The 14,520-nt window shown below is 71.5% G+C and carries 11 protein-coding genes; 2 read left to right on the forward strand and 9 right to left on the reverse strand.

Features of this window, described 5'->3' with window-relative positions; all coding sequences use genetic code 11:
- Nucleotides 1-16: 16 nt before the first annotated feature.
- From QHG49_RS09560 to QHG49_RS09575, 4 genes are all read right to left on the reverse strand, one after another.
- Entirely contained in the window at nucleotides 17-715 is a 699-nt protein-coding gene (locus QHG49_RS09560) for a response regulator transcription factor (RefSeq protein WP_301488603.1), read from the reverse strand.
- Nucleotides 712-1,863 (reverse strand): sensor histidine kinase, encoded by a 1,152-nt coding sequence (locus QHG49_RS09565; RefSeq protein WP_145487501.1) that lies wholly within the window; start codon nucleotides 1,861-1,863, stop codon nucleotides 712-714. The genes QHG49_RS09560 and QHG49_RS09565 overlap by 4 nt, the downstream gene beginning before the upstream one ends.
- Entirely contained in the window at nucleotides 1,860-2,411 is a 552-nt protein-coding gene (locus QHG49_RS09570; protein ID WP_301488605.1) for a CcdC protein domain-containing protein, read from the reverse strand. Before QHG49_RS09570 ends, QHG49_RS09565 begins: the two co-directional genes overlap by 4 nt.
- A gap of 440 nt (nucleotides 2,412-2,851) precedes the next feature.
- Nucleotides 2,852-3,502, reverse strand: a complete 651-nt coding sequence (locus QHG49_RS09575; RefSeq protein ID WP_159705666.1) for a TetR/AcrR family transcriptional regulator C-terminal domain-containing protein — start codon at nucleotides 3,500-3,502, stop codon at nucleotides 2,852-2,854.
- Between the two features lie 119 nt (nucleotides 3,503-3,621).
- On the opposite strand from QHG49_RS09575, the gene QHG49_RS09580 reads away from it, so the two are divergent.
- Complete coding sequence (locus QHG49_RS09580; protein ID WP_301488607.1) at nucleotides 3,622-5,094, forward strand: FAD-dependent monooxygenase; 1,473 nt, start codon at nucleotides 3,622-3,624, stop codon at nucleotides 5,092-5,094.
- A 291-nt stretch (nucleotides 5,095-5,385) separates the two neighbouring features.
- Here QHG49_RS09580 and QHG49_RS09585 read toward each other — a convergent pair whose 3' ends face one another.
- Entirely contained in the window at nucleotides 5,386-7,509 is a 2,124-nt protein-coding gene (locus tag QHG49_RS09585; protein ID WP_159705664.1) for a type IIA DNA topoisomerase subunit B, read from the reverse strand.
- A gap of 438 nt (nucleotides 7,510-7,947) precedes the next feature.
- On the opposite strand from QHG49_RS09585, the gene QHG49_RS09590 reads away from it, so the two are divergent.
- A complete protein-coding gene (locus tag QHG49_RS09590) occupies nucleotides 7,948-8,178 on the forward strand; it encodes a hypothetical protein (protein WP_145487496.1) in 231 nt (76 codons plus the stop codon).
- A gap of 108 nt (nucleotides 8,179-8,286) precedes the next feature.
- Here the strand turns inward: QHG49_RS09590 and QHG49_RS09595 are convergent, their stop codons facing one another.
- From QHG49_RS09595 to QHG49_RS09610, 4 genes are all read right to left on the reverse strand, one after another.
- Nucleotides 8,287-9,174 (reverse strand): serine protease, encoded by an 888-nt coding sequence (locus QHG49_RS09595; RefSeq protein ID WP_301488608.1) that lies wholly within the window; start codon nucleotides 9,172-9,174, stop codon nucleotides 8,287-8,289.
- A 167-nt stretch (nucleotides 9,175-9,341) separates the two neighbouring features.
- Nucleotides 9,342-10,877, reverse strand: a complete 1,536-nt coding sequence (locus QHG49_RS09600; RefSeq protein ID WP_301488609.1) for an RNA polymerase sigma factor — start codon at nucleotides 10,875-10,877, stop codon at nucleotides 9,342-9,344.
- Between the two features lie 408 nt (nucleotides 10,878-11,285).
- Complete coding sequence (locus QHG49_RS09605; RefSeq protein ID WP_145487493.1) at nucleotides 11,286-12,173, reverse strand: FadR/GntR family transcriptional regulator; 888 nt, start codon at nucleotides 12,171-12,173, stop codon at nucleotides 11,286-11,288.
- Between the two features lie 166 nt (nucleotides 12,174-12,339).
- Entirely contained in the window at nucleotides 12,340-14,520 is a 2,181-nt protein-coding gene (locus tag QHG49_RS09610) for an ATP-binding cassette domain-containing protein (protein WP_301488612.1), read from the reverse strand.

The following is a 14,520-nucleotide window of genomic DNA, read 5'->3' on the forward strand; positions in this document are numbered from 1 at the left end:
ACCCCATCAGGTGACCTCACCCCGCGGGCGGCCGCACCAGTCCCTTGGCGTAGGCGTAACGCACCGCCTGCGCCCGGTCCTTGAGGCCCGTCTTCGCGAACAGGTTGTTGATGTGCGTCTTCACGGTCGCGTTCGAGACATGCAGCCTGTGGGCGATCTCCTGGTTGCTGAGCCCCTCGGCGATCAGCACCAGCACCTCGGTCTCCCGCACGGTCAGCCCGTCCGGCGGAACGGGAGCCGTGGGCACCACCCCGGCCGACCGGGGCTCGGCCTGGGACAGCCGCTCCAGCAGCCGGCGCTGCACGCTCGGCGACAGCCCCGCCTCCCCCGACAGCACGCTCTCCACTGCCCGCACGATCTCCTCGCCGCCCGCGTCCTTGGTCAGATACCCCCGGGCACCGGCCCGCAGCGCGGGGAACAGCGACTCGTCGTCGGCGTACGTGGTGAGCACCACCACCTGGGTCCCGGGATACTGCTCCCGGATCCGCCGGGTGGCCTCCACGCCGTCGCAGCGGGGCATCCTAAGGTCCATCAGGACGACGTCCGGGGACAGCTCCCCGACCAGCCGCACCGCTTCCTCACCGTCTCCCGCGGCGCCGATGACCTCGACACCCGGCAGCAGTCCGAGCAGCATCACGATGCCCTCCCGGACGACGGTCTGATCGTCGGCGACCACCACCCGCGCCGGCTTCTTCTCCCCCTCCGGCTCGGTCATACGGGCACCTTCAGTGTCACCGCGAATCCCTCCTCGTCCGGCCCCGCGTCCAGCGAGCCGCCCAGCAGTTCGGCGCGCTCGCGCATACCGAGCAGACCGTACCCGCCGCCGGAGGACGTGAGGTCGCCGGGCCGACCGCCCGAGTCCCGCACGTTCAGCGTCACTTGGTGGTCGCTGTAGTCCAGGCGCAGGTCCACCTTGGCGCCGTGGGCGTGCTTGCGGACGTTCGTCAGCGCCTCCTGGGCGACCCGGCGCACGGCCTGGGACGCCTCGGCCGGCAGGGGCCTGGGCTCACCCGTGACGGTGACCGCCGCGCCCTCGGCCCCGCTGACGAGTTCGCCGAGGAAGTCCTCCAGCGGTGTCAGCTCGCCGCGCAGCGCGGACAGCGCCTGTCTGGTCTCGGCGAGACCGTCGCGGGCCATGCCGCGGGCGGCCACCACCCGCTCCAGGATCCGCTCGCGATCGGCGCCCCGTTCGATCAGCAGCCGGGCCGCCTCCAGGTGGACGAGCTGCGCGGAGAGGCTGTGGGCGAGCACATCGTGGATCTCGCGGGCGATCCTGGCCCGCTCGGCGAGTGCCGCGGACTCGGCCTCGGCGGCTCGCGCGGCCCGCTCCTGGTCGAGCAGCCGCTGTGCGTTGCCACGGGCCTCCGCGTCCAGCCGCAGGACGTAGCCGGCGAGGGCCATGCCCGCGACCGAGGCGGCGGTGGTCAGCCAGACGTCGTTGTTGAAGGCGGAGTACGCGGCGAGGCCCGCCGAGGTCACCGGGGTCGCGGCCACGAGCGGGAGCCGCTCCAGGGCGGTGATCCCGCAGCCGCACCACAGGACGAGGGCCAGCGCCGTGAATCCCATGGCCTCGGCGGCGACCGCGATGCCCATGAGCGTCGCCAGCAGGAGCAGGGAGGGCAGCAGTCGGTGCTGATAGGTGGTGCGGAAGAAGGCCCAGCCGAGGAATCCGGCGGCGACGACGCCCGCGAGGGCGGCGGCCCCGGTCCAGGCGCCGACGTGCTTCTGGTTGTACGCGCCCCACAGCAGCAGGGCGATCACCAGAATCCTGACGGCCCAGGCGAGCAGGCGGCGGGGGCGGGTGATTCCGGCGCGGCCGAGCGCCTCTTTCGAGGGCCACCGCGTCCAGGCGCTCTCGGTCACAGGCGCTCCTCTCCGGCGGGCCTGCCGTCACCGTACGCCGCGGCGGGGCGGCTCGTGGCGCCGAGAGGCTGGGTGGTCAGGGGCTTGCGGGCGCCGAGGTAGCCCGCCCGCCAGGTCAGGATTCCGGCGCGGACCAGCAGGGAGGCGGCGAAGCCGAGGAGCAGGGCGGAGCTGTGCTGGTGCAGGCCGAGGGCGGCGCCGATGGCGAAGACGCCCATGCGAAGGGCGATGCCGGCGACCCAGACGGCGGCGCTCGCCTTGGTGCCCTTGCTCCACACCGCGCCGTCCGGCTCGGTCCAGACGTGGGTGGTCCAGGCCCAGCCCGCGCCCATGGCCAGGCCGATGAGGAGTTCCACGGCGAGCAGTGCGGCGGACTCGACGTGGTGGTGGGCGTCGAGGATGCCGGGCTCGCGCAGCGCTATGACCCCGAGGATCAGGGGCAGCAGCCACCAGCGGCGGTCCGTGTCGATCGGGCGTGCGCGGAACTGTCGTACCAGCACGAGCGCGACGACGGCCACGATCACCAGCGCGTTGGCGAGCCCCACCATCAGATCCTCCGTGAGCGAGAAGTCGTTCGCCGGGAGCGAGCGCTGCCCGACGCTTCGAAGTTACGGAAATCCGCAGGCCGGGAGATCGGAGCCGGGGTGGATCACAGGTGGAGATCTTGGCGGACGTACCTCCACCCAGGGGTGGAGACGGGGTGGGGTGGGAGGGGGTGGGATCTCGGGGGGGGTGAGGTTGAGGCGAAGTGGGGTTGGGGTGAGGGCGGGCGCGGCGCAGGGCGGGATGGGGTGGGGGCGGCAGGCGCGTGTCCGATCGACCGCGCAGGGGTCAGGCCCCGGCGGGTCGGACCACGGGTGCCGGATCTGTCGGGACCGACTCGACCCGGCCCCGCCGGACCCGACCTGGCCCAGCCCGGCCCAGCCCGGTCGACTGCCCTGCTGCCCGGCTGGCTGGCTGGCTGGCTGGCTGAACAACGGCCGACTGGTCAGCCGGCCGGAAAGTCATCCACGTCGGCGCCGGCCCCCGGCCCAAGGGACATCTCCGCTCGGGAGAGGCCGGCGATGATCAGGCCGAGGGCGAATTCGAATCGCTCGTCGAAGCTGTCGGGGCCGACGTGCGGCAGGACCTGGGCCAGGGCGGGGTAGCTGTCGGCCGGGGCCTGGTCCGGGTGGAGAGCCGGTGCGGCTTCCTGCGCGGCCTGCTGTTCCTGGGTGAGACCGAGGGTCAGGTAGAAGATCGACCAGTGGGTCCACGCGGCCGTGCGCGGTGAGTGGCCGGCCGCGAGCAGAGTGTCGATCACGGTGTCGGCGTAGCGCAGCGTGTGGGGCTCGGCCGCGAAGACGCCCGCGACCATCCTGGCGGCGTCGCGGTGGGACAGCAGTGCCGTGCGGCAGCGGCGGCTCAGTTCCCTGAGCCGCTCGGGGAACGCCTCGGGCAGTGGCTCGTCGAGACAGTGCGCGAGGAGTTCGTCGGAGGCGAGTTCGAGCAGGCGGCCCTTGCTGGAGGCGTGCCAGCGGACGGTGTTGTGCTGCACGCCGAGCCGGGCCGCGACGGCGCGCATGGTCACGCCGTCCAGTCCCTGCTCGTCGAGAACTGCCAGCGTGGCGGCGACGATCTCGCCCCGTGTCGTACCCATCCGATGCGCCTCTCCGGTCGGCTCGCGCGCCCTGTCGCCCCAACCCCTGTTGTCCAATGGACAATTCTAGGGCATGCTCACTCTTATCCAATGGACAAGAGCGAGAGGAAGTGATGGTCATGCTCGACGTGCTCATCGCCGGAGGCGGTCCGGTGGGGCTCTGGCTGGCCGCGGAGCTGCGCCTGCACGGGGTGGAGGTGACCGTCGTGGAACGCCGGGCGGCGCCGGACGGACGGTCGCGCGCGGTCGGTATGCAGGCCGGCACGCTGGACACCTTCGCCACCCGCGGGCTCGCGGAGCGGTTCATCGAACAGGGCACCCCGGTGCCGACCGGTCACTTCGGGGCGGCGACCACCAGGCTGGACTTCTCCACGATCGGAGCGGCGCATCCGTTCATGCTGGCGCTCGGCCAGTCCGTCACCGAACAGCTCCTGGAGGAGCACGCGGTCGCCGTGGGCGCACGGGTGCTGCGCGGGGAGGAGGTGGTCTCGCTCACCCAGGGGCCGGACGCGGTCGAGGTGGTGATACGGGCCGACGGCACCCACCGGACCGAGCGGGCCCGCTGGGTGGTGGGCTGCGACGGCACCCGCAGTGCGGTGCGCCAGGCGGCCGGCATCGACTTCCCCGGCCAGGACACCACGCTGACCGGGTGGCTCGCCGACGTCGAGCTGGACGAGCCGCCCACCGCGCCGCTCTCCGCCTCCGGACCGGCCGGTTCGTTCCTGGCGGCACCGATCGGCGACGGTGTCCACCGGCTGGCGGGCCTGTCGACGGCCACCATGCACCGCGGCACCGGTGAACCGCTCACGCTGGAAGAGGTGCGCGAGCAGACCCGGGCGCTACTGGGACGGGATCTGGGCATCCGCAACCCCCGGTGGCTCTCGCGCTACGGCAACGCCACCCGCCAGGCCGCGCGGTACCGGGCCGGACGGGTGCTGGTGGCCGGGGACGCGGCGCACATGTTCTTCCCTGCCGGTGGGCAGGGCATGAACCTCGGTATCCAGGACGCCACCAACCTGGGCTGGAAGCTGGCCGCCACCCTCCAGGACCGGGCTCCCGAGGGACTGCTCAACAGCTACGACACGGAGCGTCGGCCGGCCGGGCGCGCCGTCATCGACAACACCCGCGCGCAACTCGCTCTGTTCGCGGCGGCGAGCCCGGAGCAGATCGCGCTGCGCGAGGTCTGGTCGGCCGCGCTGGCCGAGCCGCGGACAAACCGCCAGTGGGCCCGCCGGATCGCCGGTTTCGACGACCCGCTCCCCGTCGGCATCGCGCCCGGCGCACACCCGCTGGTTGGTACGCGGCTGGCCGGCCTCACCCTGGACTCGGCCGAGGCACCCACCCCGCACCCGTTGATGCGCCGTGGCCGGCCTGTGCTGCTGGACCTCGACGGGTGGCGGACACCGTGTGCCGCGGGCGGTGTGGACCAGCGGACGGTCACCGTCGACACCGAAGCGTCGCATCAGGTCTGGCGGGACGTCACCGCCGTTCTGATCCGACCGGACGCCCGGATCGCCTGGGCCGGCGTCGACACCGAGCCTCGGCGCCGGGCCGCGGACTGCCTCACAGCCCTGCGCACCTTGTGCCGCTGAGTGTGCCCGGTGGGCTGATCCGTCGGCCGGTGCCGACCCATCAGCGCGGTGGGCCGGCGCTGGCCGGGGCACGAGCCATCCGCGCCTGGCCGGGGGTACGGACCATCTGAACCTCACCGGCTCCCGCAACATGGCCGTACCCCGCAGGTCAGGCGGGCGCGGGGCACCAAATCCGCCCCCGCTCCCCCGCCCCGCGCGCACGGCCTCAGTCGAACCCGCTCCAACCGGAGCACTCGCCCCGGCCGAAGCACGCGTCCCGACCGGAACCCCGGCCCCAGCCCGCCGCAAGCGTCAGGCGTCGATCCGCGACCGGTCCAACGTCGCCGCCGAGCTGGAGATGAACTCCTTGCGAGGCGCCACGTCGTTGCCCATCAAGAGATCGAATACCTGTTCGGCGGCTTCGAGGTCGGCGAGGTTGATGCGGCGCAGGGTGCGGTGGCGGGGGTCCATGGTGGTCTCGGCCAGCTGGTCGGCGTCCATCTCGCCGAGGCCCTTGTAGCGCTGGATGGAGTCCTTGTAGCGGATGCCCTTGGTCTGGAACTCCATCAGCTTGTCGCGCAGCTCGCGGTCCGAGTACGTGTAGACGTACTTGTCCTGACCCTTCTTCGGCTGGACGACCTCGATGCGGTGCAGCGGCGGCACCGCGGCGAAGACACGCCCGGCCTCGACCATGGGCCGCATGTAGCGCTGGAACAGCGTGAGCAGCAGGCAGCGGATGTGCGAGCCGTCCACATCGGCGTCGGTCATCATGATGATCTTGCCGTAGCGGGCCTGGTCGATGTCGAAGGTGCGGCCCGAGCCCGCTCCTATGACCTGGATGATCGCGCCGCACTCGGCGTTCTTGAGCATGTCGGTCACGGACGAGCGCTGCACATTGAGGATCTTGCCGCGGATCGGCAGCAGGGCCTGGAACTCGGAGTTCCGTGCCAGCTTGGCGGTGCCGAGCGCGGAGTCGCCCTCGACGATGAACAGCTCGCTGCGGTCGACGTCGTCGCTGCGGCAGTCGGCGAGCTTGGCCGGCAGGGACGAGGACTCCAGGGCCGTCTTGCGGCGCTGGGCGTCCTTGTGCTGGCGGGCCGCGACACGCGTCCTGGCGGCGGCGACCACCTTCTCCATGACGACACGCGCCTGAGCGGCCGCGTCCCGCTTGGTTGCGGTGAGGAACGCCTTCAGCTCCTTGGTGACCACCTGGTTCACGATGCGGCGGGCCGCCGAGGTGCCGAGGACCTCCTTGGTCTGGCCCTCGAACTGCGGCTCGGCCAGGCGCACGGTGACGACGGCGGTGAGGCCCTCCAGGGCGTCGTCCTTGACGACGTTGTCCTCGGCCACGCGCAGCATCTTCTTGGCGCGCAGCACGTCGTTCATCGTCTGGGTGAGGGCCTGCTCGAAGCCGGAGACATGGGTGCCGCCCTTGGGCGTGGCGATGATGTTGACGAAGGACCGCAGGTTCGTGTCGTAGCCCGTGCCCCAGCGCAGGGCGATGTCGACGCCCAGTTCGCGGGCGACCTCGGTCGGGGTCATCTGGCCGTGCTCGTCCAGGACGGGGACGGTCTCCTTGAAGGTGCCCTTGCCGGAGAAGCGGAGCACGTCGCACACCGGCTTGTCGCCCGCCAGGTACTCGCAGAACTCGCTGATGCCGCCGTCGAAGCGGAAGGACTCCTCGCCCTTGCTGCCGCCCTCGCCCAGGCCGTACTCGTCGCGGACGACGATGGTCAGGCCGGGCACCAGGAAGGCGGTCTGCCGGGCACGCTGGTGCAGCGTCTCCAGGTTGAGCTTGGCGTCCTTGAGGAAGATCTGCCGGTCCGCCCAGTAGCGCACGCGCGTGCCGGTACGGGTCTTGGGGATCTTCTTGGCCTTGCGCAGACCGCTCTTGGCCTCGAACTTCGCGTCCGCGCCGGCGCCCGTGAAGGCACCCGGCACGCCGCGCCGGAAGCTGATCGCGTGGGTGTTGCCGCTGCGGTCCACCTCGACGTCGAGACGGGCGGAGAGGGCGTTGACCACGGAGGCGCCGACGCCGTGCAGACCGCCGGAGGCGGCGTACGAGCCGCCGCCGAACTTGCCGCCCGCGTGGAGCTTGGTCATGACGACCTCCACGCCGGACAGGCCGGTCTTGGGCTCCACGTCCACGGGGATGCCGCGGCCGTTGTCGCGGACCTCCACGGACGCGTCGTCGTGGAGGATCACCTCGATGTGGTCGCAGTAGCCGCCGAGGGCCTCGTCCACCGAGTTGTCGATGATCTCCCACAGGCAGTGCATCAGGCCGCGGCTGTCGGTCGAGCCGATGTACATGCCCGGACGCTTGCGCACCGCCTCGAGACCCTCGAGGACGAGCAGGTGCCGCGCGGTGTAGTTGGAACCGTCGCGGTCTGCTCCTGCCAGCAGAGCTGTGGACGGCACGGACGTATCGGCGGTCACGCGGTTCGCTCCTCGCTGAATTTCAGGTTGCCCCCTTCTGGGTAAGGGGGAGGCTTCGGTTGCCCGTCAGAGGGTACCGAGGCCAGGTAGAGCCGGTGTAACGCCACCCTCGGCGGCTCCACAGACTAGTCGAGGCTCGCATACACGTTCGATCCCTCGATGGGGTGAAGTGCATATCACGTTCCCTTGGAGGCATGAACCATTTAGGCTCCGGGCACGTCCTCATGAACGACCGGCAAGCCAGCCGGGAGGACCGAGATACTAGACAGCGCGAACCCGTAAGCATCCCCAACACGCACTACGGCACATTCGCCGCCAACCGGCAGCAGACAGCCGCCCCGGAAAATTTTTCCAGGAAAAGCCACGAGCGGGAACGTTTTCGGGCTGGTTGGATGTTGACCCTGGTACGACAGCTCGTCGAGCTAGAGAAGAGGCGACGTGACTACTGTTCTGACCCCCGCGAGCCCGCTGACGGCCGCTGATCGCTGCGACCGCTGCGGCGCCCAGGCATACCTGCGCGTCGTCCTGCTCAGCGGCGGAGAGCTGCTCTTCTGCGCCCACCACGGACGCAAGTTCGAGCCGGAACTCAAGAAGATCGCCGCTGAGATACAGGACGAGACGGAGCGGCTGACGACCGCCCCGAGCACCACTTCCGAAGAAGAGCGCTGAATCTCGCACGGACGACGAGCCGACACCGGCTCAGGCCGGTGAACGGGCGGCCGCTCCTTCTCGGAGCGACCGCCCGCGCTCATACCCTCACCAGCCCGCGCAAGGCCCTCAGGAGTTCCTGTGGGGCCTCTCGCGGGCTTTCGTGGGTGATTTCCCGTCCCCGCCCGTTCCCAGGGCGCGTACGACCTCCGAGACACGGGTGTAGACGCCGGGGCTCCCGGCGCGCCCGCAGCCGCTGCCCCAGGACACGAGCCCGATCAGCCGGCCGCCGGCCACCAGCGGGCCACCACTGTCCCCCTGGCACGCGTCCGGACCTCCGGCGGCCTCTCCCGCGCAGAGCATGCTGGCGGCCCGGTAGACGCCGTCAGGACCGCCGGGGTAGGCGCGGCCGCAACGGTCGTCGGCGAGCACCCGCACATCCGCGGCGTGGAGCCGGTGGGCGTAGTCGCCGCCGCCGGTCAGGTCGCCCCAGCCGGAGACCCGGGCCTTGGTGCCCGGTGCGTAGGCCGGGTCGCCGGGTCCCGCCATGGCGATGACCGCGCTCTGCGGCAGGGGTTCGGCGAGCGTGACGACGGCGAAGTCGCCGGAGTTCGTCGCGCTGTCGAAGTCCGGGTTGACCTGGACGTCCTTGACGGCGATCTCCTGGCCCTCGTCGGACAGCAGGTCCGTGCGGCCCGCGATCACCTTGAGGTCGCGCACATGGCCGGGCGGCGCCCCGAGGACGTCGTCGTTCATGCAGTGGGCGGCCGTGAGCACCGTGGTGGGGGCGATCGCCACGCCGCCGCAGAACTGGCCCGCACGGGTGCCTCCGAACCGGTCACGGCTGGACAGCGCCACCGTCCAGGGGGCCTGCGAGACGTCGATGGGGAATCCCCCCACGACCACGCTCCGGGCCGCCGCGGGCGCCGCCGGGGACGCGCTCACCAGGGGTATGGCGGTGACGGTGGCCGCGAGGACGAGCGGCCGGATCAGTGCACGGCCAGGGGATCGGCGCATGTCGACTCCTCACTCAGGGTGTGAACCGGAGAACCCAGAGTGATCCACATGGTCTCCGCCCGCAGCACGAAGGCCCGGCTCCCACGAGGGGAGCCGGGCCTTCGGTGTCGTACGACCGGCCCGGCCGATCGGTCCGGGGACCGGTCGGCCGTCGACCGGACCGCGGGCTAGTCGAGGTAGTCGCGCAGCACCTGCGAGCGCGACGGGTGGCGCAGCTTCGACATGGTCTTGGACTCGATCTGGCGGATGCGCTCACGCGTCACGCCGTAGACCTTGCCGATCTCGTCCAGGGTCTTCGGCTGGCCGTCGGTGAGACCGAAGCGCATGGAGACGACGCCGGCCTCGCGCTCGGAGAGGGTGTCCAGGACCGAGTGCAGCTGCTCCTGGAGGAGGGTGAAGCTGACGGCGTCCGCGGGGACGACGGCCTCGGAGTCCTCGATGAGGTCACCGAACTCGCTGTCGCCGTCCTCACCCAGGGGGGTGTGCAGGGAGATGGGCTCGCGGCCGTACTTCTGGACCTCGATGACCTTCTCCGGGGTCATGTCGAGTTCCTTGGCCAGCTCCTCCGGGGTGGGCTCGCGGCCCAGGTCCTGGAGCATCTGGCGCTGCACACGGGCGAGCTTGTTGATGACCTCGACCATGTGCACCGGGATACGGATGGTGCGGGCCTGGTCGGCCATGGCGCGGGTGATCGCCTGACGGATCCACCAGGTGGCGTACGTGGAGAACTTGTAGCCCTTGGTGTAGTCGAACTTCTCGACGGCGCGGATCAGACCGAGGTTGCCCTCCTGGATGAGGTCCAGGAAGAGCATGCCGCGGCCGGTGTAGCGCTTGGCCAGCGAGACCACCAGACGGAGGTTGGCCTCCAGCAGGTGGTTCTTGGCGCGGCGGCCGTCCTCGGCGATGATCTCCAGCTCGCGCTTGAGCTTCGGGGCGAGCTTGTCGGCGTTCGCGAGCTTGTCCTCGGCGAACAGGCCGGCCTCGATGCGCTTGGCGAGCTCGACCTCCTGCTCGGCGTTGAGCAGGGGGACCTTGCCGATCTGCTTCAGGTAGTCCTTGACCGGGTCGGCGGTGGCGCCGGCCGCGGCGACCTGCTGCGCGGGCGCGTCGTCCTCGTCCTCGTCGGACAGGACGAAGCCGGCGTTCTCGGTACCCTCGGGCTCGTCGCCGACCTTGGTGTCCTCGAGGACCTCGTCCTCGAGGATCTCGGCGTCGTCCTTCTTGCCCGTGGTCTTCTTGGCCGCCGTCTTCTTGGCGGTGGCCTTCTTGGCAACCGTCTTCTTGGCGGTCGCCTTCTTGGCCACGGCCTTCTTGGCGGGCGAGGCCTCGTCGGCGGGATCCGCCGGGTCGGCGGACGCCGCGGGGGCGGCCGTGGTGGCGGTGGCCTTCCTGGTGGTCACCGTCTTCGCCGCGACCGTCTTGGTGGCGGTGCGCTTGGCCGGGCTCTTCGCTGCGACGCTCTTTCGGGTGCGCTTGGGCTCTGCTGCACTGACCATCAGCGTCACACCCTCTTCCTCAAGGATCTGGTTGAGGCTGCGCAGTACGTTCTTCCACTGAGTGGCCGGAATCTGGTCAGCTTCGAAGGCCCGACGCACATCGTCGCCGGCGATCTGCCCCTCAGCCTTTCCCCGCTCAATGAGCGCCATGACAGAGACGGACTCGGCGATCTCCGGCGGGAGCGTACGGGATGTGCTGGCCGACACGAACAACCTCTCGGAACGTTGGAAAACGGCTTCCGGCACCGTCCACTGCGGACGGGAACCGACCACCGGCCGGGGGATGGGCCGACGGTGCGGGCGCGGGCCGGGAAGATGCACAGCGCCATGTCTGGCGTCCGTATTCCCTTCGCGGCTGTCACCTCTTAGGTCATCGCGCTGTTCCCATGAGTGTTACGCCCATTCCGCGTGGCCCGAGTCACACCTCGTAAGCGAACATAGACGGTCAGATACGGGCAAAAGGTATCGCCCGCCGCATCGCCGGACCCCGCCGGGCTCCTGAGGGGATCCGGCGGGGTCCGGCGACGGCGGGTACGACGACCTGCACCCGGGCCGACGCGTCATGGGAACCGCGGGGACGCCGCACACCGGCGACCGCACCGCCCGCGGGGCGGGTCAGTGCTCGCGCGGGGCGGGAACCACCCGCTCCACCTCGGGGTGCGCCGTGAGCAGTTGGCGCATGGCGGCCTCCGCCGCACCGCCGTCGCCGGTGCCGAGGGCGTCGACGATCCGTGCGTGCTGGGCGAGGGACGCGTCGTTCGGCCGGTCGCAGCCCGTGACCGGGCCGCCAGAGACCTGGAGGGCGGCGCCGACGATGCCGGAGAGGTGCTCCAGCATGCGGTTGCCCGCGACCTGGATGAGCAGCGCGTGGAACTCGGTGTCGGCACGCGAGTAGGTGAGCGCGTCGCCCTGTGCCATGGCGTGGCTCATGATCTCGACCATGTCGGACAGGCGCTGCTGCACCTCCTCGCGGCCGTGTCCGGCGGCGAGACGGGCGGCGAGCGGCTCGATGGTCCAGCGCAGCTCGCTGAGCTCGCGGCGCTGGTCGTCGCGCTGGGGGCCGAAGGCCCGCCACTCGATGATGTCCGGGTCGAGGAGGTTCCAGTCGCTGACGGGACGGACGCGCGTGCCCACGTTCGGCCGGGCGCTGACCAGGCCCTTGGCCTCCAGCACGCGGAGGGACTCGCGGACGACGGTCCGGGAGACCTCGAAGCGCTGGCCGATCTCCTCGGGCACCAGCGGGCGGTCCGCGCCCAGGTCGCCCGAGACGATCATCTGACCCAGCTGCTGGACGAGTTGGCCGTGCAGCCCGCGGCCGCGGCTGCCCGCGGGCCGCCGGCCGACCCGGCCCAGCTCGGATTCGCCTCCGTCCCAGGCGGGCGTTCCTACGCGGTCGCCCACCGAGGCGTCACCGTAGGAGTAGCGGTCGAGTTCGCCCGGACCGACCAGACCGGAGTCGGTGGAACGGGCGGCGGTCATCATGGTGTGCGCAAGGGTACTCACGGATCCTTTGTCGGCGTCGTCTCCAACTCCCTTGAGGTCTTTGGTGAAAAGCACACGAAAGGGTGATCGCTCACCCCGTCGCAATTGACGCCTTATCGGAAAGAAACGAGCCGCCCCCGGGGAGTTGTGGGCACAAGCGGCACCAGAACCGTAAGAACCTCGGTCATCAGGCCCTGGCGCGCAGGGTGGTGAACAGATACGCGCACAGCAGTGCCGCCAGGGACAACACCATTGCGCCACCGACGGGTTGGACGAGCAGCCGCGCCACCGCGAGCACATACCGGTCCCCTCCGAACGGCCACTGGAGCAGGAACACCTCCCGCATCCGCGACGGAAGACCGGCCACCGTGCGCTCGGCCGACCCCCGGAACGCCGTGTGCATGAGGGGTACGACGGCCACGGGTACGGCGAGGACGGCGGCGAGCCCGCCCGAGGTGGACCGGAAGACACCGGCCGCGAGCACCCCGGCCCAGGCGCACCCGACGACGAGGGCGATCCAACTCGCGCTCAGCGCAAGCCAGTCGTCGGGAACCTGGGTCAGCTCCCGGCCGTAGACGAGATAGAGCGCCTCGGCGTCGCAGCCCGCGACGAGGAAGGCGAGCAGCGTCGCGGTGGCGCCGGTGACGAGGAGTTTCGCGGCCAGCAGCCCGAGCCGGCGGGGCACGGTGCCCCGGTCGGCGGCGAGCGCGGGGTGGCGGAACTCGTCGCCGAAGGCGAGCGCCCCGAGCAGTCCGGCGGCGAGCGCGACGGGCGGCAGCGGCAGCTCCCGGGGCCATGCCGCGAACAGCCGCGCCTGCGGGGTGTGCCCGATTCCGGCCAGCGCCACGGCGGTCAGCACGGACAGCGCGAGCACCGCGCCGCAGATCAGGAACCCGGTGCCGATGCCCGCGGCCCGCCGGATCTCGTAGCGCAGGGGGCGCAGGGGGGTGGGTGCGGGACGGACGGAGATGGGCGGCGGGAGGGGGGAGTTCGTGTCGAAGGCGTGGGCGCTGTCGTTGTCCCTGTCGGTCCGGGTTCCGGGGTGAACCGTCCACGACGGACGGGCGAAGGGTCCCCTGGCTCCGGGCAGGAGGGTGCGGAGGGCGGAGATGTGGGTGGTGGCGATGCGGGTCGGGATGACGCGGGTGCGGGCGAGGCGCGCCAGGCCGGTTTCCAGCCTTCCGGTGGGGCGGGCGGTGATCTCGGCGTCGAGGGCCACGCGCGCTTCGGCTCGGGGTGGGGTTTCGACGGGTTTCCTCGGCGAAGCCGGGGCCGGGGCCGTCGAGAGCGCCGAGGTTCCCGAGGAGCCGGTCCGAGGCCGTTGAGAGGGGGAGGGCGAACCGGCTGGTTCCGTGCGGGTCATGGTGGGCGGGTCCGGCACGGAGAAGCCGAACACCGTCTTCTCGCGCTCCGGTGGCGTACGGCCGCCCGCCGGGCCACCCACGGACAGCGCGCGCTCGGGAAGCGCGCTGTCCACGGCGATGCCGGGTCCCATGTCGCCGATCTCGTCGGCGAGTTGGTGGACGAGGATGCCGTGCCGGAAGGCCGTCTCGCCGACGACCGAGGTGGTGGTGCCGTACACGGAGAGGCGGTTGCCGCCCTCGCGTACGACCTCGACGGAACGGCGGCCGGTGCGGGCCTCCTTGGTGAGCGCGGCGGCGAGGCGCCCGGCGTACGGGCTGCGCACGGCCACGCGCGGGCGCAGCCGGGTGCGGGCGAACTCCCCGGCCTCCTGGTCGGCGACGAGCCTGCCCGTGTCGAGCGTGACGACCCGGTCGGCGATGCGCGCGGCCTCCCTCGGGTCGCCCGTGGTCGTCAGCACGGTGCCGCCCTGGTCGGCGTGGGCGCGCAGCATGCCGTGCAGCCACTGCGCCTCTCCGGGGGAGAGGCCGCGGGTGGGGTCGTCCAGGACGAGTGTGTGCGGGTCGGGCAGCAGGGCGCACGCGAGGCCGAGCCTGCGGTCCATGCCGCGCGAGAGGGTGCCGAGACGTTCCTCCCGGAAGCTGACGAGGCCGACGGCTTCGAGGACCTCGTCGGCGCGGTGCCCCGGGACGCCCGACGCCGCGCACAGCATGCGCAGATGTCCGCGGACCGAGCGTGCCGGATGTCCCGGTACGTCGCCGAGCAGCACGCCGACCTCGCGCGCCGGGTGGGCGATCCGGTACAGGGGCCGCCCCCGGAAATAGGTGATGCCGCGACCGGGACGCAGGGCGAGCATCAGCCTCAGGGCGGTGGTCTTGCCGGCGCCGGAGGCCCCCAGCAGCACGGTGATCCGGCCGGCCCGCGCTTCGAAGGAGACGTCGTCGACAGCGGGCGGCCGCGCCTTGCGGGAGGTGCTGGTCAGGCCGAAGGCTTGGATCACCTGCAT

This window comes from Streptomyces sp. WP-1 (assembly GCF_030450125.1).
Lineage (GTDB): Bacteria > Actinomycetota > Actinomycetes > Streptomycetales > Streptomycetaceae > Streptomyces > Streptomyces incarnatus.